Below are 26469 nucleotides of genomic sequence, written 5' to 3' on the forward strand. Positions count from 1 at the left end.
GGTGAGCTCCCTTACAGCTGGTTGAGCTCGATTTACTGCTGGTTGAGCTCCTTACTGCTGGTTGAGCTTGTCGAAACCCCCACCTGCGCCGGCGCTCATCGTGTTCTTCGGCCGGGACAGTTCTCTCGTCCGATAGACCGTGACAGCGGCGATCACGACCGCCAGCACCGACAGAATGTCGGACTCGGTGATGCCGTGCTCGATATTGAAGGACACCAGAACCCGACCCTCGATCGGCTGATTCCACAGCGCCCAGGCAACGCCGGTGGCTGCGAGGACCGAGGCCCCGGCATAGCTCGGCCGGGCCAGACACCAGGCACCGGCAACAAAGAGCAGATTCATCAGTACGAGGGCGTGGAACGGGTCTGGCATCAAGACAGTATGGGCAGGACTGCGCACCCGTCGCGAGACCACCGCACACTATGTGGTGGTCGTCTCATGTGAGTAAGAGTCAAGATTGTTAACTGGCGTATCGTCCCCGCTGGTCAGCAATTCGTTGATCATCGTGTGTCGGACATCGAGGCGCCGATTCCGTCGCACCGCCGACCACCCAACGGGGGCTCTCGGTGGCCGCCTGTTTACATTTCTGAACGCCTACGAGGGCGCAACTACTTCGAACCGCGTGTACGATCATTAGCCAGCGAAAGTACCCGGCGGACTAAACAACACGCGATTCCGAACTCGCGGCAAATTCGTCGGGTAAAAATCTGTGTCCATTTTTGTAGCTCCAGATCAACGATCGTATATCCACGGTTTGAGATAACGGTTGGGCTTGTAGCTCCGCCGGGTCGCCAACCCTTAACCGTAAGTCGTTGCTGCGCAGTGTCTTGCGCGAACTTTGCACGTGTTCCGTTGCGATCATCCGACTCGGATTCTGCAACCTCTTTGCAGCCTGTTGACACTCCGGGCCGCGTTTTGCGCAGTGCCGCAAGATTCTGTTAACTCGCCGATCACATTAAATATCGCTCGGATCTGTGCAGTTAACACTCTCAGGTTGTGAGTGTGATCAGACTGAAATACTCTCGCATCGATGGTGCGAGTCGCCATTGATGGAGATGGCGGAAGCTCGCAGGCCGGTGATCTCGTCGTTGAGCTCTCGAATCGAGCAGTTAGTTTTTGAGATCTGAGGAGGTAGGCAGTGGCCAATAGTCAGGCCTACGACACCCTGAGGCAGCCTGAGGGTGGCGTTCGACGTTTGCGTTTAGCTGGTCGCGCACGCGGGCGCTCGTGGATGCAGGGATACCTGACGAGGTTGGCTTGGACCGATGCCGCGATCATCACCGGAGCGATCGCCCTCGCGCAGTTCGTTCGGTTCGGTGCGGGGAGCGCTCTTGAGCCGGTGACTACCACGAAGACCCCGATCATAATCGTGTCAGTTGCCCTGGGTTTGTGCTGGTTACTGGCGCTGCGTGCCTTCCACACTCTCGACCGGAGGATCGCAGGCTCCGGCTCGCAGGAGTACAGCAGGGTCATCTCCGCGTGTCTATCGGTATTCGGCGTCCTTGCGATGATCGATCTACTGTTCCGTCTGAACATAGCGCGCGGCTTCCTCGCCCTGGCTCTACCGATCGGAACGGTCGGCCTCGTGCTGGCGCGTTGGGGTTGGCGTCAGCGCCTCGGTAACCAGCGGCTCAAATTGAAGAACTTGGAAGACGTGCTGATCGTCGGCAATCTGGGTTCCGCGGTGCCCCTGATGGAGCGTCTGATCAAAGAGCCGACTCTTGGTTACGGTGTCGTCGGAATATGCCTGCCAGCTCACGCGGGCCCGAGGGATTTCGTCTCAGTTGGCGAAACTCGCGTGCCTGTGTTTGGAACGTTCGACGACGTTTCCTCGTCAGTTGTCAACTCCGGCGCCACGACGGTAGCGGTTACGTCGGCCGAGGCGCTCGGTCACGCAGCGATGCAGGAGCTGTCATGGGACCTGGAAGGTCTGGACGTGGACATGGTCGTAGCTCCTGGCGTCACCGACGTCGCAGGACCACGCATGATGCTGAGACCCGTCGCAGGTCTGCCTCTCCTTCATATCGACAAACCGAGGTACGAAGGTGCTAACAGATTTCGAAAGGCATTGGTAGACAGAGTTGGCGCTGCACTACTCCTTGTGATCGTCGCACCGGCGCTTGCGGCAGTTGCGGTCGCGATCAAAGTCGACTCCAAGGGCCCCGTGTTTTACAGGGCGCGAAGAGTCGGGATCAATAACCGCTCCTTCGAAATGTGGAAGTTCCGGTCGATGGTGCAGAACGCAGACTCGTTGAAGGGGAGCCTGGAAAGTCGCAACGAGGGGGCCGGTGTCCTCTTCAAAATGAGAGACGACCCGAGAATCACCAGGGTCGGAGCGATAATCCGGCGGTATAGCCTGGACGAACTGCCCCAACTCTTCAACGTGCTCGGCGGGAGCATGAGCTTGGTCGGGCCCCGGCCACCTTTACCCAACGAGGTCGAACAATACGACGGCAGGGTCGCGCGTCGAATGCTGGTGAAACCTGGAATGACAGGGCTGTGGCAGGTCTCCGGGCGCTCCGATCTGTCGTGGGAAGAGTCTGTGCGACTTGACCTCTCCTATGTCGAGAACTGGTCGATCATGCAGGATCTATTGATCCTGTGGAAGACGGTCCGAGCAGTTCTGGGTAAGGACGGAGCGTACTGAGCTGAGGCGAATTGCCGACAGCCTGGCTTCAGTTCGTGAACGGAGTAGTTGTGTCGCAAACCAATACTGAAATATTCGAGCAATCTCCTCGGAAAGATGAACCGCAGACGAGCCGGCAGACGGTACTCCATGTATCCAACGTGTTTGACGGCGGAATCAGTCGAGCAGTAAACAAGATCGTCGAACTGGCGCCAGAGGTCGACCACCACTTGGCAGCCTTCGGGGGCGAGATCGACGACTATTCGCATATGTTCTCGAGCGTCACAAGATTGCCGTCAAATCATCTGGCGGCTATTCGATCGCTTCGTCGTCAAGTGGCTTCGCTGGCCCCTGACGTAATTCACGCACATTCGAGTTGGGCAGGCTTATATACCAGAGTGAGAAGGCTACCCTCTGAGATTGTTTACCAGCCTCATTGCTTTGTCACTGATGACGAAAGCCGCCATCCAGTGGAGCGTCTCGTGTACCGCACAGCGGAGAATGTTCTGAGTATGCGCAGACAGGTGGTGGTAACTCTGTCTTCGCACGAGCGCGCAACGACCAAACAGCTCGCTGGTTCTCGTATGAACCGAATCCACATCGTTGCACTTCCAAACGCCGCCGCCATCCGGCCGCAGGGTGATGAGAAATCGCAATACTCCGCGGGGAGCGACGCCAAGATCGCCATGATCGGCCGCATCTGTAGGCAGAAAGATCCGGACTACTTTATCGCGATGTTGATTCGCCTCCGTGAGATGGGGTTCGGTGGACAGGCGATATGGATCGGCGATGGCGACGTGGAGACGAAAGCCAGACTGGAAGCTAGCGGTGTGCTAGTGACTGGATGGTTAAATGGACATGACCTCGGCTCATTGCTGCAAACCATCACGGTGTACGTTCACACAGCGCGATACGAAGGTTTCCCGCTGAGCGTTCTGGATGCAGCTGCGTTTGGGATACCCGTCATTGCCAGGAGGATTGCCTGCTTCGCGGACACGCCCATCACTACCTACGGTTCCGTCGATGGCCTGGCCTCAGGCGTCTACTCGACGATCGAGAGCAAGGTTCGATGGGACCGAGAGCAACTCAACTCGAGCGCGCTCATCGGCGCCATGAATGAGGAAACGCAGCGTGCGGCTCTTTCCGAGTTGTACCGAGTACCAGAGAGCAGGGTCCGTCCACGATGATGATCGGAATGCCAACGCGGATTCTCGACAAGCACGTTGGTGGTAACACCACTTATGCGCGCGCGCTGGAGACGGAGTACTCGAGTAGGGGCATTGAGGTACGGAGATTCGGAGTTGTTGACAATCCCTACGCGAACGTAGTCGCGGAGACACTCGCAGGGCTTCATAATTCGGCGGGATACAACATCATCCACTATGTTGCCGACACTGGCCCAATCATTCGGACCCGTGTGCCGTCCGTGGTGACACTGCATGGTGTGGCAAGTAACAGGGTCGCGTCAATTCGTAAACCCGTAGCCGAAAAGATATGGCGCAGCCGCGCTAAGCGTGCTCTGAGTAGCTGTGATCGGGTGATTACCGTGTCGAACTCCAGCGCGGACGACATCGCAGAGGTTTTTTCTTATCCGAGGGAACAGATCAGAGTAATCCCGCACGGCCTTTCGCCGTCCACGGTCGCGGAGGGGACGGTCTCGAAAGACGTAAACGAACTGTTGACCAATTATCCCGAGTACCTCCTATATGTTGGAAATCTAGAACCGAGGAAGAATCTCGTAAGTCTCGTGCATGCAATGGCGGACCCAAGACTGGCACACATGAAGCTGGTGATAGCAGGTAGGCCAGCATGGGACTATGAGCCGATATTGCGTGCGATCGACGGCTCTGGTTCGGTGGAGTATCTGGGTTTTGTGTCCGACGTTGATCGTCAGCGCTTGATGAAGAGCGCACGTCTGTTCGTATTTCCGAGCCTATACGAAGGCTTCGGATTTCCGGTTTTAGAAGCACTTGCCGTGGGAACTCCAGTTATCTGTTCGGACCGCGGGTCACTGGCAGAGGTAGCCGGCCCGGCCATCCGGTTCGAGGGACTCGACAAAGAGGCAATCGCTGATGGCCTCTGCAAAGCACTGGAAGACGAAGCCAAGCTGTCGTCGCTTCGCACCGAGGGCCCACGATGGGCCGGTCAATTCACCTGGGCGACGAGCGCGGAAGCCCACCTTGAGGTCTATGGAGAAATAGCGTGACCAGAGTGGCTCTATTACACGCATACAGTAGCGAGAACCTTGGCGACGGGTTGCTCGTGGACGCGGCCCTTGCTCTCATAAGGGACGCGGCGGGTTCCGATGCCGAAATAACCATGTTCGCGTCGCGACCAGAGTCGTTCACCGACAGAGACTGCACACTGGTGGCTTCCAAACCTACGTCTACAGGCGATATACGTAAGTACCTGATGGGTCTGTGGAACTTGCGTGATGCAGATCTAATTGTCGGTGTAGGTGGAGGATACCTTCGCTTTGGTTCGCCATCGGAGGCGGTACGGACAGCGTTGGTTCACGGGCCTCAACTGCTTGCCGCTTCCTTAGGTGGAAAGAAAGCGGTTTATCTGCCCCAGAGCATCGGCCCGCTCCCCCCAGGAGGACGAAGGATCCTCCGTCAGGCCATTGGCCGGATTCGAACGGTCTATGTGCGCGACGACCGCAGCCTGGCCGAATTGGCGAACCGAGAGAACGTTCTACGCGTGCCAGATATGGCGATCTGGTCGGAGCGCGAACTGAACGATCGATCTGAGGATCGAGATATCGATCCAACAGTTGTGCTTTCAACGAGATATATCAGGGGGAAGCTCCCGCTACCTGTCAAGGAACTAGCGCGGACACTCGAGGTTTTCGACGGCTACGTTCAGAGTACGGTCGGACAGAATAACGATGTGGACGCGGTGAGGGAAGTAGGTCCCCGTCAAGTGATCGCGGCCGAGCAGCTACATAACTCTAAAGGGCCGCGGCGGGTTGTAGTTGCAATGCGACTTCACGCGGCGTTGATGGCGATAAACGCTGGCCACTACGTAATCCATCTCGCGTACGAGCGAAAGGGATTCGGTGCGTTCAGCGACCTCGGGCTGTCGGATTACGTACACCGTACGAGCCACTTCGATCCCGAACTCGTCGTATCGCAAGCGAGATTACTCTTGGAGAGCCAGGATGCTCGTCGAGATTACGACCGACTGGTTCGAGACAACCGCGTTACGTCGGCAGCTGATGGCCTGAGGGTGCACACTGAAGCCGCGCGAACTGCTGGCATAGCGATATGAGCGACAATACGTTGGTCGCAGAGACTGCAACTGATAGCAACGAGAATGCGACATGCGCGACTCGCGCTGAGCTTATAGTGCGGCTCAGCTTTCCTTGGTGGCTACACCCGGGTTGGGCAGCTGGTGTCTTCGTGGCGATCCTCCCAATTGCGTCTGCGTCGCAGATCCAAGACGCGTTCCAGCTGTGGGATGTTCCGCGATATATCGACTTCTCGCTAGCGGTAGTCGGTGTTCTTAGCGGTCTCGCATTTATTTGTGGCGCCGTCTTTGCCGGTGGTTTCCGGCACAGTTCCGTCGTGTCCGTAACGTTGACAACGAATGTGGTCCGTCGACTCCATCAACTAGCGCTGATAATGTTTGTTTTCGCGCTGTTCGGATATGTCGCTTGGTTCGGCCTGTCATTTATGCGCGGTGCTACAGTCGCTGATTTCATGAAGGTTCTTGCATTTGAGGACGGCGCGGTTGGTGGGTTGAAGGACATCAGTCCTCCGGTAGCTGGAATCACGACCTTTACTCAGCTAGGTGTGGTGTCCGCGGCGATTATGATGTTTCTGCGGAGATCGAATTATCGGGCCTACTCCAAGTATCTTGCAGTCTTGGTAGGGCTGGCACTCTTCCGCTCATTTTTCTATGGCGAGCGACTCGCATTGATTGAGGTTGCGCTTCCGCTCATAATCATTGCATTTGTTGTCGACTCCCCGTCTGGTCGTCGAAGGCGTTTGCTTCCAAGATACTTGCGACTGCCTAAAGCCTTGGCGCCCGTGTTTATGCTTCCGGCTCTGTGGGCGCTATTTGCGTTGTTCGAGTACTCGCGCAGCTGGTTATATTACCGCGACGTTGTGGACTCCTCGTTTGTGGAATACGTGTCTACACGCCTGCTGGGGTACTACACCACCACTGTCAACAACGGGGCGCTCTATCATCAGATCCTCTCGTCGCAGCATCACGACCCCTACTTTTCCTTCGCCTTCCTCTGGGACGCGCCCGGACTTGGGTGGTTGCTCGGCTCGCCGGAGATCATGGAGACCAGTCCGCGGACTTGGTGGTCGAGCACACTCGCGAATCTTGCCAACCCGGAGTTCAACAATGAAGGTACATTTCTGATCACAGACGCGGATCTCGGGACGCCGCTCTCTATGCTCTACTGGGCTGTTCTGGGACTGGCGATCGGATATGCGTATAACCGTGCGCGCGGAGGCGACGTCCGATTCCTGATCGCGTACTCCGCACTGTTCGTCGGCTTGCTCGAGATCAGCAGAATCAACTACTGGACGCAGGGTCGTTTCATACCGATCTTTATAGGTCTTGTCATAGTAATACTGTCGGTGGGAAGACCGACATTGCGAAAGGCATGAATATGCCTAGCGTTCTGCAACGCGAGGTTTCACGAAGCCGCGTATTGGTCGCTGGAGCGGCGGATCAGGCTGTCGTTAGCTTCTATGGCCTGGCGTCACTCGTCATCGCTGCTAGAAACCTCGCACCCGATGAACTCGGCATCTTCACCTCGGCTCTGGTGTTTTACCAGATGTTGATTGTTGTGTCGAGGGCATTGAATGGTGAGCCGCTTGTGGTGCTCTCCGGAGATGGGGGTACCAACAACCGGAGCAGGATGCTCATCGCCAGCGTGCTGGTGGCTTTCCCTCTGAGCGCCGTGGGGGCCGTGGCCTTCGTTCTTTCCGACTCCGTATTTTGGCGGGCCATGTGGATGTGCTTGATCTGTGCGCCCTTCATCGTCGGATACGACGCCCTCAGGTACACCTTGATTGCGGAGTTGAAGACGCAGCGTCTCTTTGCTCTGGATGCGCTAGTTGTGTCCTTCCAGATGCTCGCGCTGTCCGTCGTCTTCGTGTACGAAGGTAGTGTTGTGTTGGCTTTGCTTGCCATCAGTGCGGTGTATTGTGTGCCTCTACTTTTTGCGCTTGCTAAAGCGAGATGCCCACGAAGAGAAATGCTCTCCTGGTACTCAGTCTCAAGAGAATACGGCCTGAGCTTCTTCACTGAATCGATCTGGGGGGCGCTTCTCCAGTGGGTGCTTGTCTTCGCCATCGCTCACTACGCCGGTTTGGCGGAGGCCGCGGCCTTCCGCAGCATTGTCGTCATTTATGGCGTTACAAATGTAGTTACGAATTTCCTCCGATCCACTGTGCTTTCAGTCATAGTCAATCAAGGAAAGGTGACACCCGCGCGGGCGTTGCGTGACAGTGCACTAATGTATAGTTCCATCGGGTTGACAATCGGGATCTCTGCACTTGTGTTGTTGTCGCTCCCAGATTCTGTCGGTGGTCTACTACTTGGCGAAACTTGGCCACTAGCCGCGCCATATATCCTCCTCGGCGCATTGACACGTCTGTCCGCCGCCTTCGAGGCAGTTCCGGGGGTCCTCCTCCGCGCAGCGAGAGTAACTTGGGCAGTGGTAAGGGTTAGGGTTATCGTCGGTGCGATCAGTCTGGCCATATGTTCGTGGGCCACCTGGATGTGGAATGTCGAAGGTGCGTTCTATTCAATGGCGCTCATGTCCTGGGTCCTGATTCTCTCGCTGTCCGCGCTGCTTGTCGTGCGATTGAAACGCGACATCGAATTTCGAGGGCCGGTGTGATGGTCCAACTATGTCATTCAGCGTCCCTACAAGATGTCTGGTTTGATGATGGTATGTCTAGGTTCGCGCGCGTTGATCGTGCAGATCCGTAACACTTGATCGGAGTCAATGAATGTCTGAAGTATCGGTCGCGGTCGACTCCTCGCCGAACAACGGTCTCCGAGAAGTCGCCGGCGCTGTAGCGCGTCGATGGTGGGTGCTTGCGCTCAGCACGCTGTTGTGTGGCCTGCTCGCGCTCGGGATAAGCGTTCTACAAGAGCCCGTGTACCGCTCGAGTGCAAGTTTGTATGTCACTGTTGGATCGACTGTGACGTCGCCCAACGCCTACCAGGACTCTCTCGCCTCGCAGCAACGCGTGCTGTCGTACGGGGAGCTGGCTACCTCGGATGTGGTAGTCGACAGCGCGTTACAAGAGTCGGGTCTTGACCTCAGTCGCGAAGAGGCGAAAGCTTCGGTCCGGGCGAGCTCGAAGCCGGATACTGTCCTCCTCACGATCTCGGCTGAATCCACGTCACGAGATGTCTCGGTCCGACTCGCGGACGCGGTCGCCGCCAGCCTCACGTCGTACGTCGCAGAACTGGAAACGCCTCCGGGCAGCACGGATGGTAATGCCCCCCTCGCGAAAGTGACGGTTATTTCGCCCGCGTCGGGGAGCGCGACGCAGGTCGCGCCCCGTCCGATGCGGAATACGGTGCTTGGCCTCCTTGCGGGCGTCCTACTCGGCCTGGCAATCATCTTCGTACGAGACAGGCTCGATCGCACGATCCACGGTCCCGGCGACCTGGCCGGCGTTGTAGATGCCCCCGTAATCGGATTGGTGCCGGGTGATCCTTCGCTCGACGGTGGGGGCTTCGTCGACTTTGGCGCCGGAGGCTCAGTTATTGCGGAGTCATACCGCCGTGTGAGGACGAACTTGGCCTTCGCCGCGGTGGACCCCGCCTCGCGTCGAATCCTCGTGACAAGCGCGTCGGTTGCGGAAGGGAAGACTACGACGGCGATCAACGTCGCCGCCTCGCTGGCTGAGTACGGTCACCGAGTGGTTCTGGTGGACGCCGACCTCCGCCGGCCAACAGTCGCAAAACGGTTGATGCTCAATGGGTCGGTCGGCCTGACCGATTATTTGATCGGACAAGGGGAATTGCCGGATCTGCTTCAGCCGGCGGGGTTGGATCGTCTGGACGTACTAGCGACAGGGCAGTTGCCGCCCAATCCGGCTGAGCTGCTCGGCTCGAACCGCGCCCGTGAGTTGTTCGATAGGCTCGCGGACTCATATGACTACGTTATCGTCGACACTCCGCCGATCCTCCCGGTGAGTGACGGCGCGGTGGTGTCGCAGTGGGTTCCGAACGCGATTCTCGTTGTTCGGGCCGACAGTACGAAGCGCCCTGAACTCGGTGCGGCATGGCAGCAGTGGAAGGCAACCAACGTGAGGCTCGTCGGGGTGGTGGTGAACGATGCTTCAGATCGTGCTGGGGCGTACCACAACACCTACTACGGCGACGCTGATACACCTCGTATGGCAACTCATACGTCCCGCAGGCGCGACGTTGCACATGTCGGCCCGCCGCAGTGAAAGGTCTGCGCAGCGGACTTGAGGAGCCGGCGTCAGGTATGGGTTGCACTCGCGCTTCGTTTGATGACCATTCGGGTGGTGAACGGTGACGCCGCGTTCCCCACAGTTGATGGAACGCATCGTCGGCGCTCAACAACGCCGGGTTCTGGGTCCTATTGCACGGCAGATCGCCTATGCTCTGGGGCTCGACATTCCAAAATCTGTGCGGATCGGTAGCGATTTTCGTATTTATCATCGCGGGATTGGTACGGTAGTTCACCCAAATACGACGTTCGGAGACCGCTGTAGGGTCTTCCACGGAGTCACTCTGGGGAGAGCGGACATAGATCGCCCGGAGACCGTGCCGCCTCGCTTTGTAATAGAAGACGATGTCTGGCTGTGCGCAGGTGCAGTCGTGTTGGCGCGGACGGGGGAGGTAAGGCGCATCGCACGAGGCACCATTGTTGGGGCCAACGCGGTCCTCACTCGTGACACTGGTGCCGGCGAAGTGTGGATTGGTAACCCGGCACGGAAGGTATAGGGTGCGCTCTGTCGCCGCATGGCGCCGTGTTCGGTCGATTAGTTGAGGGTTGAATAGTCGTTGTCTCGCAGTCGAATTAGTATGCTGCAGCGCCTGCGGGGCGACGTGCTGCGGCAGTGACAAGGATGTTTTGATGTGGAATCGGTCGCGACTAGCTGGGTCGAGGAAGGCCGCAATCGGCCTCACCTTTGCAGGTGTTCTTATTCTTATTCTTGTCGTTGGTGGGGCGTTCCTGCTGAGCGCGCAGACAGCAGGGAGTACCGACGGATTGGAGCGAGGACCTACTCAAGGCACCGGCAACTCTCTGAGCGGAGGTGGTGCAGTGTTCATCGGCGACAGCTACATCAGTGGAGATGGTGCTCCGGGTAGGCAGGGGCTCGCGATCCTAGCTTCCAGCGAGCTCGGTCTCGCCCCGACGCTGTCGGCCGACCCACAATCTGGGTACACCAAGGCCGGCCGAAATGGATTCAACACCAGACAGCTCGTCGACAAGGCACCTAAACGGCTCGGTGCCCAGATCGTCGTCATGGCTAGTGGATACAGCGATGTCCTTGGCTCGCCGCCCGATTCCACACGCCTCCGCGCCGCAGCGCGATCTGCCGTGGCCGCCGCGGCCGACAAGTGGCCGCGTGCACGAGTAATCGTGCTCGGGCCCTGGACGCCAACTGGAGTGGCAACAGTTAATCAGGAGGCCGTGAACGGGGCTCTCCGCGACGTCGCAGAAGAGGAGAATGCTGTTTTTATCGACACGTTGGCGCCGCCACTTGTCAGGGCTGAAATGATAGGCAGGGACAGGGTCAATCCGAGCCCCGCTGGGCACCGCGCGATCGCCGCAGAGCTGGCGAAGCGGATCACGGCTGCTGTTTGAGTGAATCGCAGGCTAATTCTTGTGGCCTGAAGCGAAATTCCGCGCGCGCCTCGGGGCCCGCCTTATTGCTGTATGGGCACGCGGCGGTCGATGTGTCGTACTCCGACGTCCCCCGGCACATGAATGGTGCACAGTGACGTCGCGACGTTCGAACAAAGGCTGGTGGCCGATTTGTCCGCTGCGCATCAGGGTCAGGTGCGTTCACTCTCCATCAGTGCGCAGACGTCTAGCCAAGTCACTGGCAATTTTTCTGTGACCTGCAGGCGTGGGATGCACCCTGTCTGCACCTATCATCGACGCGGTGACCAGCGGTGGCACAAGCGTGTCGATAAAGGTCACTTTGAGCCTGTCGGCCTCGGTCTTAAGTGCCTCGTTAACCGCGGTTTGGTTTACGGAAGGGGAACCTCGGGGAGTCCATGGACCGAGCACTACGACTCGTGCTCGAGGCCATCGATCACTGGCCGCGGAGATCGCCGATCGTGCGCTGGTCAGTAGGTGTTCTGGGGCCGGTGGAGAACCGAGGTCGTCATTGTAACCGCTTGCAAGGACGACAAGTTCAGTGCCGGCGCGGTCTGGCGCTGCCACGACAAGTTCAGCGGTCGTAAATCCTCGCCTGCCAGGCCGGGTGTACCCGGACCCAGAGTCGGCAGAGATGGTGGGAGAGAGACCGAGATCCGCCGCAACGTGGAGCGCAAGACCTTCTCCGCCGGGAGCACCATCGCCAGCGATGTAGCTGTCACCGATGAAGACTACGTCGCCGCCGTCCCAGACTGGTCTCTCGAAGAATGCGGCGACCCCAATGACGAGTAATATAGCGCTCGCGAGGACGAGACCGAGAATTACTTGTCGTCGAGCCGAGAACTTCGACCGGTGAGCCATTGCGCCAGTATTCCTTACTTCGCGCGGCTCGAGTGCTCGCATAGGCCGGATGTGAAACGTGATGGAGTAGACGGCTAGCGCTTCTCGCTGTGTTCAGGCTCGATAGAGATCTCCAGACGGCAGCAGCCACTGTGCTGCAGAGACGAGCGAGCGGGATTTTGTCGTGCGAAACGGTCAATAGAACCTCATGGGTTCGATCGTGCCGATTTGTCTCCGGGCCGGTGGGCCGGAGCAATCCAGCATGATGGCGCGACTCGCTCTTGGACCTTCGTTACAGCGTGTCGGTCGAAAGGCGACCTGCTCAGCCCAAGAGACCCTGCAGCGCACCGACGACTGGTTTGGGTGAGCCGTCGAAACGGTACAACCCGAAGTTCGAATTGTCGTCTGCCTTGTTAGTGGACAGGTCGCGGGACGTGAAAAGGAAGATGGCCGCGATCCACGACAGCCCGTTCGCGCGGTTCACCGCGTCGACGATGATGCTGGATTGAACGGACTCCGTGGTCGATGCAGGGGTGTTTCCGGTCGGCTGGCCGAACTCGGTCACCCACATGGACTTGGTGGAGTCGCCGTTCGCCACCATGATCGCGCGCCCCTCGGGCAGAACGGCTGCGCCGCCCCCGTCGCCTGCTCGTGGATCTGCGGTGATCGGGTAAGGCAGCGTATATGGGTGGACGCCAATGCCGTTGAAGTACGGCTTCGCGCCTAGCGAGTACATGTCCGAGATGAAGGTGACATCCCGGGTCTCGGTTCGAAGACTCGACAGCCCGCCAGTGATCACCGGCTGGTTGCCACCGCCCGCTCTGATACCTCCGAACGCCGCCTTGAGCAGTGGAACGTACTCACCAGCCGTAGGCGGAATCAGGTAGTGCGCGAGGTTCGGTTCGTTCCACACTTCCCAGGCGGCAACTCGCGACGAGTACCGCAGCGCCACCTGTCTCGCAAACTCGCCGAAAGTGGCGGGGTTGGCGGGGGCGTTCCCGTTTGCGAGCGGGTTTGCACCTGGCTTCTGCGCCCACACCGGTGCTGGCCCCTCGAGGTTCATCAGGATCGACAACCCCTTCGCCCGGGCAGCGCTCACTGCCGCGTCGAGACGTGTCCACGTGAAGGAAGCCGAACTCGACGGCTGCAGCAGATTCCATTTCGCCGGAATCCGAATGGCCGTCGCTCCGGTCGCCTTGATCTGCTCGGCCTCCCCGGCGAAGTCGGCACCGGCGTACTGTGTTGAGATTGAAGCGACACCAACCGCAACCCGAGGTGCAGCCTGGGAGAGAGCCGGGGTGTAGAGCAAGCAGGCCATCGTGGCCAAGGCTGCGCACAGCAGCTTCCTGACCGGCTGCGTGATGGTCATCGGGAGAGTATCTCCTATACATGCAATGCGCGCTTGACTTTGGCGAAGCCAAGTTCTCTGTCGCTAGCTCGGCCCAAACCCACCACGGCGAGTCGCCGAATGCCGACTGAGAGTGTGGCGAGCTGTGTACGCGGCAGGACGGTCGGTGGTTTCGACACGGCTCCTCGCTGCGCTCGTCGCCTGCTCAACCAGCGGGTGACGGCTGTGCCCTGCGCTCGTCGCCTGCTCAACCAGCGGGAGACGGCTGTGCCCTGCGTCCGTCGGCTGCTCGACCAGTGGGTGACGGCTGTGCCCTGCGCTCATCGGCTGCTCGACCAGCGGCGAGTGATTGCTCACCGCCGACTCTTCAACCGGCACATGGTGGCTCCTCATTGCGCTCGAGGGACGGTTGATGGTCACCTCGATGTCGCCCGTGGTCGGTCCGTCCGGGATGCGGTCGGACTCCTCGACTTCGGGTGCGCCGCCGCGCCGGCGGTGGAGGAGCAGTGCGAGCAAGGCACCGGCGAGCGCGCCGCCGGCCGCGCCGACGCCGAGGAGGACCGGGTCGATGAGCTGTTGTCGAACGGCACCTTGGGTGTTCGGGTCGACGACCACCAGTCGGAGCGCACCCGGGCCGCCGCTGGTCGGTTCCTGCAGCGCGGTGACGGTGCCGACGAGCTCCTGCGCGAGTGCGGTGGACAACCGCTCTGCGTCGGCCGACGTCGAGTTCTGGACAGACACATCGAGGATGACGGTCTGCGGCGGGACGCTGACCGAGATCTCGGAGATGAACTGCGGCAGCGAGATGTCGACCCCAGATCTATCAATAGCTCGCTGCGCAACGGTCGGGTCGGTCGCCAGCACCGCGAACGTCTGGATGCTCGCCCGGGCCGCCTGGTTTCCCTGATAGGCCTCCAGCATGTCGGAAGTGCCGGTGGCTATGTAGGTCCGAACGGTCGCGACGTAGGTCTGCGGCTGTAGCAGCGAATAGCCGATGGCGGCGATGAGACCGATCAGGGTGAATGCCACGACGAGCATCCATTTCGCGGCAATGACGTTGAGGACTTTCATCGGAGCTCCATCTGTGACTCGTTGAGCACCTCGTGACCGGGCACGGGTGACGGGGATCGGGTTGAACGGTGAGCGGGCGAACGGTGTTGGTACAGGAAGTAGGGGAGCAGTGCGGCGAACGGTGCGATGCCGAGGAAGTACGGGACGTACACCGCTTCCAGCGAACTGAGGGCGAGGATCGTGCTGAAGTAGGCGAGAAGATACGCCCGGGTCGTCGCATCGGTTGTCTGAACCACTTTGACGACGGCGGCCAGGACGATCAGCACGACTCCCCAGACGCCGACCGACAGCAGGATTTCCAGCCAACCGTTGTGCGGCGAATAGTTGGCCTTGAACAACAGCGACGCACCGGACTCCACCCAGAACGCCGGATTGTGTCCGAAGAACCACTGGTCGGGGATCTTCCGCAGGGCCTGGTTCCACAGATAGCCCCGCAAGCTGTAATCGGCGTTGGTGTAGCCGATGTAGAGCGGGAACAGCGAGTAGACCGCGCTTGCGACCAGCGCGAGACCCAGCATCAGGTTCCGAACCCGAGCGGTGATCGGCGGGAGGGCCAACAGCACTCCGAGCAGGCCGGCGACCGCGATCCCGCCGAAAGCGGCTCGGCTGCCGGCGAGAAGGCCGATCAACGCGACCCCCGCGACGGCGGCGAGGACACGCCACATGGCCACGCGATACACCGCGAACGGCAAGAGTGCAGTGATCGTGATACCTGCGAGATTGCCGTTGCCGGCGAACGGGGAGGTGAGCACCGCACCGAGGTCGGTGCACTTGTCGATCCGGCATGCACCGACCACGCGAGACGAGTTGAACAGCACGGAGATCAGCAGGATTCCCGCCGTCACGACGAGCGCGATGCGGGCAGACCGGGCCACCGCGTCGAGCCCGAAGGACCGGTAGCGGAACACGAAACCCACCAGCAGAGCCATCGACATGACGAGATTGACGACCCTGCCCGAGCCGTCGACGATCATCGCCGCGCAGGCGTACCCCATGAGCAGTGCGAGGATGGCGGCCGAGCCGTCGATGCGGAAGCCGCGAGTGGCCACCGCGTGGAGGGCGGCCGCCACACTCATACCCGCTGCGGGACCGTACAACAGAACCGCGAAGATCGCTCCGGCGGCATCGGCCGACGACCACAACGCCGGGGCGACCGCGTAGATGACGATGACCGGCCATGCCGTCAAAGCGATCAACCAGCTGCACAGGAATCGATCGACATGCCGGGCCCACTGCCTGTCGTACGCGACTGCGACGAAGAGGCCCAGTGCCACCAGCAACGTCGCGAAGATCATCGTCATGACGCCCACAGCTCCCGGAACGAGGCGGGGCTCGTGCCCGGGGCATCCTCGTACAGTTCCCAGGTCGCCCAACTGCCGCCGAAGTCGGCGATACGGCTGTCGGTGAACACGATCGACGTGGCGTCGGGCAGGTAGACCTTCGCCCGGTCCCCGTCGAGTTCGATCTCGAACCGGGCCGCGTCACGATCGAAGGCGATGCGATAGGTGCCCTGGCCCAGGATCGTCTGGCCGGCGTCACCGGCCTCCCAGATCGCATACGACCATCCCGTCCGGGTCGCGACGAAGTGCACCGCGGCGTCGGGGGCGGCGTCGGACTCGTCCTGCGGCACCGGTTTTGCGCTGACGAGCAGAGCAATTGCCCCGGCGTCGTCTCCCGAGAAGCCGACGGTCGCCCCGATTCGTGTGACCCGCGCGGGTGAGAGGTCGGTCGAGAGGTAGGACGCCGCATCGGCCGCCGAGGACCGACCGTGCAGCAGACGCCCGTCCGAGACCCGGAGCGGATGCAGGTTGCGGCCCCGCTCCACGGCGACGAAGCCGGGCGGCACCGCGGCCGCTGTGGCGTAGTCGACGTGCACCGCAGCGCCCTGTGCCGAGGCGACCCGATCGTCAGACCGTTCGGCCTGAGCAGTGGTGTTGCATGCCGAACCGCCGGCGATGACAGCGACGGCCAACAGCGCAAGTCGTGCCGTCGAGAGTCGGGACTTGGAGGTCGGAAACATCAGAATCCCTCGACCTCCCGCACCGGGGTCATGTACGACGACCGGTACCACCATTTGCATTCGGGGAGTTCGCGTCGCCATCGTGCCGGCGCCCCGGCATACAGCCCGGCGTCGCCGACAGCCGGATGCGACGACGCCGTCACCACCGAACCCGCGGCGACGAGTGAGTACGCCGGTATCGCAGCGTTCTTGAGGATGAGACACGCGGTCGCCGTCAGACTCCGCTCACCGATGGTGATGGTGCCGATGGTGGTTCGGTCCTCGACGATGTCGATCTCGTGCGACTGCAGGAGGCTTCGGGTGCCGCCCACCGCGCTGTAGGGCCCCATCTCGATCCGGCCGGAGCAGTCGAAGTAGTGGCGGTTGGTGACAGCTGCCTGCTCGGCCATCGACAGCACTCCGGCGCGGTCGCTGAACTTCTGATACGACGGTGCTGCCGTGAACTGGTTCAGCCGGCCGATGAAGTTGTCCTTCTCGAGCTCGACGCGCGCCAACTGCCGGAAGATGTTGAACGGTGCGATCACTCCGCGGTCTCCGACACGAAACGGTCCGCAGCCGATCACGAGGTTCGGTCCCAGACTGACGTCGTGGCCGATGGTGTTGCCCAGGATGCGCAGCACCGCGTTCTTCGTCTTCGACGCGGGGAGCAGCCAGGCAATCAGGCTGAGCCACTTGTTGGGTCGCTTCATGGTGTCCTCCATACATTCGCGGCCGGTGTGGGTCGGGATCGTGGTGTGTCGGCCTGGTGCTGCGTGTACATGACCGCGAGAGCGCACGCGGTCAGTCCCGCGAGGGTTGCGAGCAGAGCGGTACGCACCAGCGCATCGGGAAATGTCTCGTGGGCGTCGACGGGTCCGAGGACGAGCGATTCGATGGGCGCCGGCGACTCGAGTTCGGCGAGCGCTGTGGTGAATTCGCGGCCGACGCCCATCGCGGCGGCTTCGACGGTGCGCGCGTTGTCGCCTCGGACGGTGAAGTCCATGATCGTCGTCTCGGGCGGCGCCGTGATCGACACTGCCCCGCGGAGCTCAGCGGGACTCATCGCGATGTGGTGGGTGTCGATCACTCGACGGAGGAAGTTCTCGCTCGTGACCAATGTCGAGTAGGACTCGATGCTCCGTGTCTGGAGCATGGTGGGTGCGGGATCGAAATCCTGCGGCAGTTGCATCGCGTCGCGTTCGTAGGTGAGCACGACACGCGACGTCGCCTGCACCGTCGCGTGTTGCGCCGAGAACGTGCCGACTGCCATCGTGAGGATCAGTCCGACGCAGGCAGCAACTCCCAGTGCGGTCACGACGCGGGTGACCCGTGGGCGGCTGTGGGTGACTCCCGGCGTACTCATTCGCAGCTGCCCTTCCGTGCCAGGCTCTCCAGGACGGGCGTCATGCGGTCGGCGATGATGGCATGCCCCTCGTCGGTCGGGTGGCGCAGATCAGCGCCCACGATCGAGTGGTCGCGCGGGGCGGCGTACCAACGGCTTCTGATCGGGTCGACGAAGGATGCCCCGTGCCGTTTCGCGGCGTCGGCGAGCAATCTGTTGGCGCGCGCATACTCCGGAGCGGCCGGTGTGTTGTGAATCCAGGACAGCCCGACGATGACGACGGGCAGTTCCGGTCGAGCCTTGCGCACCGCGCGGATGGTGTCGTTGACCGCGGCCCGGTACTGCTTCGCCGGATGCGAGAGGTCGTTGCCGCTACCGACGAGCACGATCGCCGAGACGTCGGGAGAGAGCAGTCGTTGCGCCTCCGAAGCGAACGTCGTCTGCCGGATCCCGGTGGTGAGGTAGCCGGCTCCACCCCGGCCGGACACCCGCAGCAGAACGGGGCATTCGTTCAGTTGCTCCTGCGACAGCCGACCCTGCGCGATGCGGGTCCAGTTCGAACTGCCTTTGCCGCCGTATGTTGTTCCCTCGGTGAAGCTGTCGCCGACGACGAGGATCGTGACCGCGTCGCTGTCCGCCGGAGCGCTGTTCGCCGACCGCGACGTCGACGCGGCGGAGGTGACCTCGACGCCGGCCCGGTGGACTTCGGCTCCGGGTTCGCGCGCGGCGGCGAGGGCCACGCCGGCGGTCAAGGTGAGAGCCACCACGGCGACCACCAGAAGTGCTTTCTCCCAATGTGTTCGGACGAGTCTGGTCATTCTCCCACCTTCGTGGACGTCGGAGAGCAGGGCGGTGAGTACGAGTAGCTGACCGGCGATGGGCGCGAGCCAGATCGCATCGAGGTGGTCGAGCGCGCCGGCGAGGAGGAGCAAGAGCAGCGTCACCACACCGCCCAGGACGATCGCCGCGGTCACCATGCTGGGTCGGCCTGCCGCGATGTGCTTGGAGCTGATCGCCTGGGAGACCGAGGAGATCCCCGCCGCGATGATCATGCCGATGAGCAGGTTCTGGGCGGGTTCGTATTTTGCGCCGACGATCTGCACGATGACCCAGGCGACCGGCCATGCCGCGAGGACGACGACGACGCAGTAGGCGCCGACGACGTTTCGGTAGCGACGGTAGATCCGGTCGAAGGTCGACGCGTCGTCGACGTGCCGGGCGAGCTCGGGGACCGCGACTGTCGACAGCGCGGCGGAAAGCAGGGTGAGGGGCCCGGTGACGCGCGTCGCCATCGCGAAGTAGCCGACGGTCAGCGGGGGCGCACAGACCGCGAGAGCCGAGACCTGCAGCTGTGCCAGCGTCCCCGACATCGCCAGCGCCCAGTAGCGCGCGGTGCCCGCCCCGGGCCCGCGGAGCTCACCGGCGGCGGTGCGCAGTCCCCGGACCCCGACGGATACCGCCGGCACCAGCAGCGCTGTCGCGGCCGTGCACGCGAAGATCACGACGAGCGCGGGGGCACCCAGGTCGCTTCCGGACAAAGCCAGCACTCCCCACACCGCGAGGGGTACGGCTCGCTGCACGACGACGAGGCAGCTGGCGGCGGAATGCGCATGGGTGCCTGCCAGGAAGTTCTGCGCGAAGTTCTGCACAGTGTCGGAGTAGGCGAACAGCACGCCCGCGACGACGATCAGGGGCAGACCGGAGAAGGCAAGTCCCGCAACGATGATGAGGAAGACCGTGGATACCGCGATGGTGTGCGCGACGTACAGACCTGCCGCGGTGGTGTGGTCATCGTCGGATGCGCCGACGCGCATCACCCGGATCGGTGCACCGAAGCCCACGGCGAGGCCGGCCACCACGCCGAGCGTGTACGCGAGAACGTACTGGCCGAACGTGTCGACCGGGAGTGCTCGGGCAAGGAGCAGGAGGAACGCGCCGAGCATCGCGGAACTGGCCACCCGGGCCAGAATCCGCACGGTGGCGTCGGTGCGCAGCCGGTTGCCGGCGCGGCTCTCGTCAATCACGGAGGACACCGCGCAACCTTCGGTAGCCCGGGGTCAACCGGATGCGGAAGACGAGAAACGAGGCGAGTTGCTCGACGGTGCCCACCAGTCCCAGCAGGCGGTCCGCGGGTGACGTCGCATACCGCATCCGCAGGCGGAGCGATTCGACGAGGAAGGTCCGCCACAGGTTGGCCGATTTCGAGGCATCGTGGAAGCGCAACGCGCCGATCGGAACCGGCATCGACCGCTGTTCAGGCGCGGTCTCGGCGATCCGGAACTGCAACGAGTAGTCCATCGTGCAGTGCAGGTGTTTGTCGAACCCGCCGAGCGACTCGAGATAGTCCCGGCGGATGATCACCGAACCGGAGAACGACGCGCATGTGGACCGCCGCAACAGGGTTCGTGTCTCGATGGGCTTGCCATGGTAGTTGCCGACCACCTCGCCACCGGCCCGGAGCAGCTGGTGATCGCCGGTCAGCACTGTTGCGCCGGGCGAATCGCGCACCGCCGCGCGGACAGCGGCGAGTGCGCCCTCGACGAGCACGTCGTCGGCGTTGAGCCAGAGCACCCATTGTCCGCCGGCGCGGGCCAGCGCGCGGTTGAGGGCGTCCGACTGTCCCTCGTCGCTTTCGACCACGGCCTTCACCCGCGGGTCTGCCTCCACGAGAGCAGCGATGAGGTTCTGGGTTCCGTCGGTCGAACCCGCGTCCTGGATGAGGATCTCGTCGAGTGCGCTCAGCTGGCGGAGCGCAGACCGGATCGCCGGTTCGAAATGAGCCCCCGGGTTGAAGGACGGAACAAGGATGGAGACGCTGACAGTCTCCGTGCTGTCCGTCGTGTCGGCGAGCTCAGCTGACCGCATCGTAGTGCTCCTCGAGTTGTCGGGCGATCGACGTGATGCCCCAGTGTTGTTCGACGGCGCGCCGCCCCCGCGATCCCTGTGCGCGTGCGCGGTCCGGGTCGGCGAGGAGTCCGGTCAGGGCCGCCGACAGCGCACAGATCGAGTCGTCGACGACGAGACCGGCGTCGGCGTCGGCGACCAGGCCGGCGAACCCGCAGGTGTCGGTGACCACCACCGGCAGGCCCGCGGCCATTGCTTCGAGGACCGACATCGGCAGCGGTTCATGGATCGACGGGAGAACGTAGATCGTGGCCCGCGCGAGGCGGTCGGCCACCTGGCCGGCGGGGACCGGTGGTTCGCGCCGGATGCGGCAGGCGATCTCGGCGTCGTGCGTCGCTCGGAAGCTGCGCAGCACCTCGTCGACGGCCGGCCCGTCGCCTTCGTCGGGTCCGGCGATCGTGAAGAGCGCCCGGAATCGCGGCGCGAGTTCGGTCGCGACGCGGGCGAACGTGACAGCTCGCTTGCGGGGGTGCAACCGGGCGAGAAAGAGCACCTCGGGCGGTCCGTCGGGCGGGGTTCGGGCTGTCGAGGCCGCGTCGGGCAGCGGCACACCGTTGCCCAGATATCGGTAGTGGGGCGCATCTCCGATCGCCGAGCGGAGCTTCCGCAGTTCGACGTCATTGAGGTAGAACGCCGTTCGGGCGTCGCGCACCGCCGGAATCGTGAGGGCCCGGTCGATGACCTGGTAGGGCAGCGACGGCCGGGGATTGATCATCCCGTGTGTCTGCACATGGGTCGGGATGTTGCTCCACGACAGCAGGCGGGCGGCGGGGAGGGTCACGAAGTCGCGACCGAGATGGACGTGCGCGACGTCGAAATCACCGGCGTGGGCACGGATCCAGCGCAGCATCGACGGCGCGACGAGGCGGGAGAAGTTCCGCCCGCGGCCGACGGTTCGCGTCGGGAACGTGAGGACCCGAACGCCGGGCACGTCGGGGGCGGGTGCGGGCCCGTCACACGAGCCGGCGATGAGCGTGACCTCGTGCCCCAGTGCGGCCAGCGCGCTGCTCTGGTTGACCGCCACGGTGGCGGGGCCGCCGAACTCGCCGGCCGGGGAGAGGAGTGTGAGTACCTGCAGGATCTTCATGGCCGGCCACCCGGTGCCGTCCGACGCGACTTCGCCGAGATCGCCGGGATGACCACCGCTCCGGCCGGCACGTGCGTACCGGGTTGCAGCACAACCCCCTTCAGCACTGTCACGCCGTTGCCGAGGTGGCACCGGTCGCTGATGACGACCGACTCGCTCGTGCGGGTGAAGGTGGGCGAGCGGTGATCATGCCCGCCCGAGCAGATGACCGTGCGTCGGCCGAGGGTGCATTCGGCGCCGATGGACACCGGTTCCGGATTGATGATCCACACGTCGCGGTCGATCCGCACGCCGTCGTCGAGGCCCAACTTCCAGGGGAAGTGAACTCGGAAGCTGCGATGGATGTCGCAACCGGCGCCCACCCGTGCGCCGAAGGCGCGCAACAGGGAACAGCGCAGCAGTGTGCCGCCGAAGCCGCTTCGCAGGACGGCACCGACACCCAGCCAGGTGATCATCCACAGTCGGTTGCGTCCGCGATCCGACTTGTCGACGATGTAGTCGCACAGGCGTCGGGGTTCCAGCTCGGACATGACCTCGGAGCGCGCGGTTGTCGTGGTCGGCGTCGTCACGGTCATGCCCGGACCGAGGCGTGGTGCGACAGCTTGTGCAGCCACATCTCGAACCTCTCGACTGCCGCATCGGCACCGAGAACCTCCTCCGCATACCGTTCGCCCGCCTCACCCATGGTCAGTGCCGCGGTGGTGTCGGTGGCGATCTGGGCGATGGTCGAGAGCAGCGCAGCCGGATCACCCGCCGGGACGACGACGCCGGCGTGCGAGCGCCGGACCTCGGCAGCGGTGATCCCATCATCGGAAACGGCTGCCACCACGGGTATTCCGTAGCTGAAGTAGGTGGTGAGCTTGCTCGGCAACGACATCTCGACCACGCCGGGCTTCTCGTTGACCACCAGGACGTCGGCGGCGGAGAGCATGAGGTGGAACCGATCGTCGGGGAGCGAGTCGACGAAGGTGATGTCGGGGCACCCGCGGGCGCGGTCCTCGAGATGCCGACGCTGGTTGCCGTCCCCGACCAGATAGAGGTGCACCTTCCGCGCTGCTGCACTCGTCGACCTGGCGACCAGCCGAGCGGAGTCGACGAGGTTCTCCAGGCCCTGCTTCTGGCCCATGTTGCCGGCGTGCACCGCGACGACCGCGTCGGTGGGGATGCCGAGCTCGGCACGCGCCATGACTCGAGGCGCGCGCGGCTCGTGGCGAACCTGCGTCCAGTTGCGCACGTGGGTCACCACCGACGGGTCGACGCCGAGACGGTCGACGATGATCTCGCCGAAGCGCGGATGCACCACCGCCACCTCGTCGGCCGAACACAGCGCGAACTTCTCGAGCCTGCCGACGAGAGTGCGGCTGAGGGTGCCACCTGCGGCCGCCTCGGTGACCGCCTGGCTGTACAGGTCGTGGACCCACACCCCCATCGGCGACAGCGTGCGACGACCGATCTTGCGCCGCAACATCACCAACGCCGAGGCGATGAGCGGCGGACTGGCCATCACGGTGACCGCCTCCGGGCGCAGGTGGGCGACGATGGCGCGCAGTCCGAATTCGAGCTCCATCCGTGAGCGGGACACCAGCGCAGTACCTTCCGGGATGCTGTGCGGGACACGCACCACGATCACCCCCTGATCGACGACCGTGGACGTGTAATCCGACATGTCACCGTCGAGGCGCCACTGGGGGTAGTGCGGGTAACCGGTGATGACGCGCACGCTCCACCCACGGGCGGCGAGGCGCCGGGTGATGTCGGTGACATAGGGCGCGATACCGGTGACCTCGGGCGCGTAGTTGATCGCGATGAAGTCGACACACTTGCGCTCCTCCGGCCGATCCTGCGGTTCGACGACGCGGTTCACCGGCCCCGAATTGCGTCCGGTTCGATACGATGGCGATCGTGTTAGCTCAGTTGTCATCGCTGGCTTGGCCTTTCGTGATGCGCGCGATCGGATGGGTGTTCGTGCCCAATTCCGTTCGCCTGGCGGTGCTTCGGGTGTTCGGTGCGCAGATCGGTCGCGGCGTGCTGATGCGGCCCCGGGTGCGGGTGACCAGTCCGGCGCGGCTTGCGATCGGCGAAGACTCGTGGATCGGTGAGGCGGTGACCCTCGACAGTGCGGGTTCGATCCGGATCGGCGCGAACGTCGTGGTCTCGCAAGCCGCCGCACTGCTGTGTCCGGCCGATGCGCTCGGGGAGCTCGTCGTGGAGGACGGTGCGTGGATCGCGTTGCGAGCGCGTGTGACCGGCCCGGTGACCATCGGACGACGCGCGGTGGTGGGGGCCGCCGCGACGGTCTCCCGGGACGTCGCGCCCGGAACGGTGGTGGTGGCGTCGGTGATCACCGACGACTCAGACCCGGACATCGCCGGCCCCGATCTGTGAGTTGCCCACGCGCGCTGAGTGGTAGGCCGACCGGTACCAGTCGATGACCTCCGCGACACCCCGTTCGAGACCGATCGTCGGCCGCCATCCCAGTTCGTGAATGGTGCTGACGTCGAGCAGCTTCCGCGGCGTTCCATCGGGCTTGGTGGTGTCCCACTCGACCGTGCCGTCGTAACCCACCGCGTCGGCCACGATCTCGGCGATCTCGGCGATCGAGTGGTCCACGCCGGTCCCGATGTTCACCTGACGGGGATCGTCGTGGTGTTCGAGCAGGTACAGGCAGGCTTCGGCCATGTCGTCGGCGTGGAGAAGCTCGCGGCGCGGTGTTCCGCTTCCCCAGTTGGTCACACTCGGCGCGGCCCCCCGGCGCGCCGATTCGTACCGTCGGATCATCGCCGGCAGCAGGTGGCTCGTCTCCCCGGAGAAGTTGTCGTTCGGCCCGTACAGATTCGTGGGCATCGCGGAGATCCAGGGCAACCCGTACTGCCGTCGCGTTGCCTGCACCTGCATGATTCCCGCGATCTTGGCGATCGCGTACGCGTCGTTGGTCGGTTCCAGGGCGCCGGTCAGCAGCGCGTCCTCGCGGATCGGCTGCGGGGCGAACTTCGGGTAGATGCACGACGACCCGAGGAACAGCAGGCGCTCGACGCCGTAGGCGGCAGCAGCGTCGAGGACGTTGACCTGGATGCGCAGATTCTCGGAGAGAAAATCGACGGGCCACCTGTTGTTGGCGGCGATCCCGCCGACCCGGGCGGCGGCCAAGATCACCACGTCTGGTGTGGTGTGCGCGAAGAACTCGAAGACGCTGTGCCGGTCCCGGAGGTCGAGCCGGCGGCTCGTGCGACCGATGATGTCGGTGATCCCGCGCCGCCGGAGCGCTCGCACGAGAGCCGAACCGGCGAGGCCGCGATGACCCGCGACGTAGAAGGAGGCCGACGGGTCGAGTGGCCCCGGTGACCAGCTCGTTCGAGCGGTGGACATCGTCATGACGCGCGACTCCAGGCGAGCAGGTGCGGCTTGTCGATCCACTCGGTGCCCTCGCATTTCAGGGCCGCGATGTCGGCGTCGACCATGATCCGTGCGAGCTCCGGCGCGCGGACCGCAGCGCGCCACCCGAGGTCCAGTTCGGCCTTCGACGCATCGCCGATCAGCGAATCGACCTCGGTGGGGCGCAGGTACCGCTCGTCGAACACGACGTGCTCGCGCCAGTCGAGGCCGGCGTGATCGAAGGCGTGCTGGAGGAAGTCGCGGACGGTGAAGGGCACGCCGGTCGCGAGGACGTAGTCGGAGGGTTCGTCGGCCTGCAGCATGCGCCACATGCCCTCGACGTACTCCGGCGCGTACCCCCAGTCGCGCACGGCGTCGAGGTTGCCCATGTAGAGGTCCTTCTGCACGCCGGCCTTGATCCGGGCGACCGCGCGGGTTATCTTGCGCGTCACGAAAGTCTCTCCACGACGCGGTGATTCGTGGTTGAACAAGATGCCGTTGACGGCGAACAGGCCATAGGCCTCGCGGTAGTTGCGGGTGACCCAGTACGAGTAGACCTTCGCCGCTCCGTACGGGGATCGCGGATAGAACAGGGTGTCCTCGTTCTGCGGCGGGGGAGACGCGCCGAACATCTCCGAGCTGGATGCCTGGTAATACCGGCATCGGATGCCGGCCTGACGCACGGCTTCCAGCAATCGGACCGACCCGATCCCGGTGGTGTCCCCGGTGTGCTCGGGCTCGTCGAAACTGACGCGGACGTGCGACTGCGCGGCCAGATTGTAGACCTCGTTCGGGTCGATCGATGCCAGCAGCGTGACCAGGCGCGCACCGTCGCTGAGATCCCCGTAATGAAGGAACAGTCGGGCGAACGGGTCGTGCGGGTCCTGGTAGAGGTGGTCGATCCGGGCGGTGTTGAACGACGACGAGCGTCGGATCAATCCGTGTACCTCATAGCCTTTGGACAGGAGCAGTTCGGCGAGGTAGGAGCCGTCCTGACCGGTGATCCCGGTGATCAGGGCCTTCTTCATGGTGCTT

At 62.9% G+C, this 26469-nt stretch carries 24 protein-coding genes; 9 read left to right on the top strand and 15 right to left on the bottom strand.

All coding sequences use genetic code 11. The annotated features are described in order from the left end of the window. Nucleotides 1-51: 51 nt before the first annotated feature. Nucleotides 52-372 carry a hypothetical protein gene (locus AC3B5T_RS12445; protein WP_488357347.1) on the bottom strand — a complete coding sequence of 107 codons (321 nt, stop codon included), beginning with the start codon at nt 370-372 and terminating at the stop codon, nt 52-54. Between the two features lie 859 nt (nt 373-1231). On the opposite strand from AC3B5T_RS12445, the gene AC3B5T_RS12450 reads away from it, so the two are divergent. The 8 genes from AC3B5T_RS12450 (at nt 1232) to AC3B5T_RS12485 (ending at nt 11453) form a co-directional block, all read left to right on the top strand. After that, on the top strand, nt 1232-2647 hold the full coding sequence (locus AC3B5T_RS12450; RefSeq protein WP_488357348.1) for a sugar transferase: 1416 nt from the start codon (nt 1232-1234) through the stop codon (nt 2645-2647). A gap of 50 nt (nt 2648-2697) precedes the next feature. Then, the gene (locus tag AC3B5T_RS12455; protein WP_488357350.1) at nt 2698-3813 is read left to right on the top strand and encodes a glycosyltransferase family 4 protein; all 1116 of its coding nucleotides are present in this window, start codon (nt 2698-2700) and stop codon (nt 3811-3813) included. After that, nucleotides 3810-4832 carry a glycosyltransferase family 4 protein gene (locus AC3B5T_RS12460; protein ID WP_488357352.1) on the top strand — a complete coding sequence of 341 codons (1023 nt, stop codon included), beginning with the start codon at nt 3810-3812 and terminating at the stop codon, nt 4830-4832. The genes AC3B5T_RS12455 and AC3B5T_RS12460 overlap by 4 nt, the downstream gene beginning before the upstream one ends. After that, entirely contained in the window at nt 4829-5896 is a 1068-nt protein-coding gene (locus AC3B5T_RS12465; RefSeq protein WP_488357353.1) for a polysaccharide pyruvyl transferase family protein, read from the top strand. Before AC3B5T_RS12460 ends, AC3B5T_RS12465 begins: the two co-directional genes overlap by 4 nt. 131 nt (nt 5897-6027) lie before the next feature. Continuing rightward, on the top strand, nt 6028-7251 hold the full coding sequence (locus tag AC3B5T_RS12470; protein WP_488357354.1) for an oligosaccharide repeat unit polymerase: 1224 nt from the start codon (nt 6028-6030) through the stop codon (nt 7249-7251). Between the two features lie 2 nt (nt 7252-7253). Further along, nucleotides 7254-8492 (top strand): MATE family efflux transporter, encoded by a 1239-nt coding sequence (locus tag AC3B5T_RS12475; protein WP_488357355.1) that lies wholly within the window; start codon nt 7254-7256, stop codon nt 8490-8492. 112 nt (nt 8493-8604) lie between these two features. Beyond that, nucleotides 8605-10065: a tyrosine-protein kinase domain-containing protein gene (locus AC3B5T_RS12480; protein ID WP_488357357.1), complete on the top strand. Its 1461-nt coding sequence runs from the start codon at nt 8605-8607 to the stop codon at nt 10063-10065. A 653-nt stretch (nt 10066-10718) separates the two neighbouring features. Beyond that, nucleotides 10719-11453 carry an SGNH/GDSL hydrolase family protein gene (locus AC3B5T_RS12485; protein WP_488357358.1) on the top strand — a complete coding sequence of 245 codons (735 nt, stop codon included), beginning with the start codon at nt 10719-10721 and terminating at the stop codon, nt 11451-11453. Nucleotides 11454-11654: 201 nt separating this feature from the next. On the opposite strand, the gene AC3B5T_RS12490 is transcribed toward AC3B5T_RS12485, so the two are convergent. The 12 genes from AC3B5T_RS12490 to AC3B5T_RS12545 all read right to left on the bottom strand — a co-directional run bounded on the left by AC3B5T_RS12490 (nt 11655) and on the right by AC3B5T_RS12545 (nt 23926). After that, a complete protein-coding gene (locus AC3B5T_RS12490) occupies nt 11655-12374 on the bottom strand; it encodes an SGNH/GDSL hydrolase family protein (RefSeq protein ID WP_488357360.1) in 720 nt (239 codons plus the stop codon). 259 nt (nt 12375-12633) lie between these two features. After that, nucleotides 12634-13680: a cellulase family glycosylhydrolase gene (locus AC3B5T_RS12495; RefSeq protein ID WP_488357361.1), complete on the bottom strand. Its 1047-nt coding sequence runs from the start codon at nt 13678-13680 to the stop codon at nt 12634-12636. 63 nt (nt 13681-13743) lie between these two features. Next, nucleotides 13744-14730, bottom strand: coding sequence for a YveK family protein (locus AC3B5T_RS12500; protein ID WP_488357363.1), 987 nt, complete (start codon nt 14728-14730; stop codon nt 13744-13746). Further along, entirely contained in the window at nt 14727-16031 is a 1305-nt protein-coding gene (locus tag AC3B5T_RS12505) for an O-antigen ligase family protein (protein WP_488357365.1), read from the bottom strand. Before AC3B5T_RS12505 ends, AC3B5T_RS12500 begins: the two co-directional genes overlap by 4 nt. Further along, on the bottom strand, nt 16028-16750 hold the full coding sequence (locus AC3B5T_RS12510) for a hypothetical protein (protein WP_488357367.1): 723 nt from the start codon (nt 16748-16750) through the stop codon (nt 16028-16030). The genes AC3B5T_RS12505 and AC3B5T_RS12510 overlap by 4 nt, the downstream gene beginning before the upstream one ends. Beyond that, entirely contained in the window at nt 16750-17439 is a 690-nt protein-coding gene (locus tag AC3B5T_RS12515; RefSeq protein WP_488357369.1) for an acyltransferase, read from the bottom strand. The genes AC3B5T_RS12510 and AC3B5T_RS12515 overlap by 1 nt, the downstream gene beginning before the upstream one ends. Continuing rightward, nucleotides 17436-18092 carry a YveK family protein gene (locus AC3B5T_RS12520; protein ID WP_488357370.1) on the bottom strand — a complete coding sequence of 219 codons (657 nt, stop codon included), beginning with the start codon at nt 18090-18092 and terminating at the stop codon, nt 17436-17438. The genes AC3B5T_RS12515 and AC3B5T_RS12520 overlap by 4 nt, the downstream gene beginning before the upstream one ends. After that, on the bottom strand, nt 18089-20104 hold the full coding sequence (locus AC3B5T_RS12525; RefSeq protein ID WP_488357372.1) for a GDSL-type esterase/lipase family protein: 2016 nt from the start codon (nt 20102-20104) through the stop codon (nt 18089-18091). The genes AC3B5T_RS12520 and AC3B5T_RS12525 overlap by 4 nt, the downstream gene beginning before the upstream one ends. Continuing rightward, nucleotides 20088-20936 (bottom strand): glycosyltransferase, encoded by an 849-nt coding sequence (locus tag AC3B5T_RS12530; RefSeq protein WP_488357374.1) that lies wholly within the window; start codon nt 20934-20936, stop codon nt 20088-20090. Before AC3B5T_RS12530 ends, AC3B5T_RS12525 begins: the two co-directional genes overlap by 17 nt. Further along, nucleotides 20923-22062, bottom strand: a complete 1140-nt coding sequence (locus tag AC3B5T_RS12535; RefSeq protein ID WP_488357376.1) for a glycosyltransferase — start codon at nt 22060-22062, stop codon at nt 20923-20925. The genes AC3B5T_RS12530 and AC3B5T_RS12535 overlap by 14 nt, the downstream gene beginning before the upstream one ends. Next, entirely contained in the window at nt 22059-22676 is a 618-nt protein-coding gene (locus tag AC3B5T_RS12540) for an LbetaH domain-containing protein (RefSeq protein ID WP_488357378.1), read from the bottom strand. The genes AC3B5T_RS12535 and AC3B5T_RS12540 overlap by 4 nt, the downstream gene beginning before the upstream one ends. Then, a complete protein-coding gene (locus tag AC3B5T_RS12545) occupies nt 22634-23926 on the bottom strand; it encodes a glycosyltransferase family 4 protein (protein WP_488357380.1) in 1293 nt (430 codons plus the stop codon). Before AC3B5T_RS12545 ends, AC3B5T_RS12540 begins: the two co-directional genes overlap by 43 nt. A gap of 29 nt (nt 23927-23955) precedes the next feature. Here AC3B5T_RS12545 and AC3B5T_RS12550 point away from each other — a divergent pair, with 29 nt between their 5' ends. Then, nucleotides 23956-24447 carry an LbetaH domain-containing protein gene (locus AC3B5T_RS12550; RefSeq protein WP_488357382.1) on the top strand — a complete coding sequence of 164 codons (492 nt, stop codon included), beginning with the start codon at nt 23956-23958 and terminating at the stop codon, nt 24445-24447. Here AC3B5T_RS12550 and AC3B5T_RS12555 read toward each other — a convergent pair. Both AC3B5T_RS12555 and gmd read right to left on the bottom strand, forming a co-directional pair. Then, nucleotides 24415-25434 (bottom strand): GDP-L-fucose synthase family protein, encoded by a 1020-nt coding sequence (locus AC3B5T_RS12555; RefSeq protein WP_488357384.1) that lies wholly within the window; start codon nt 25432-25434, stop codon nt 24415-24417. The genes AC3B5T_RS12550 and AC3B5T_RS12555 overlap by 33 nt on opposite strands. Then, nucleotides 25431-26462, bottom strand: coding sequence for a GDP-mannose 4,6-dehydratase (gene gmd / locus AC3B5T_RS12560; protein WP_488357386.1), 1032 nt, complete (start codon nt 26460-26462; stop codon nt 25431-25433). The genes AC3B5T_RS12555 and gmd overlap by 4 nt, the downstream gene beginning before the upstream one ends. Nucleotides 26463-26469: the final 7 nt, after the last annotated feature.

Source organism: Gordonia sp. G4 (genome assembly GCF_057770005.1).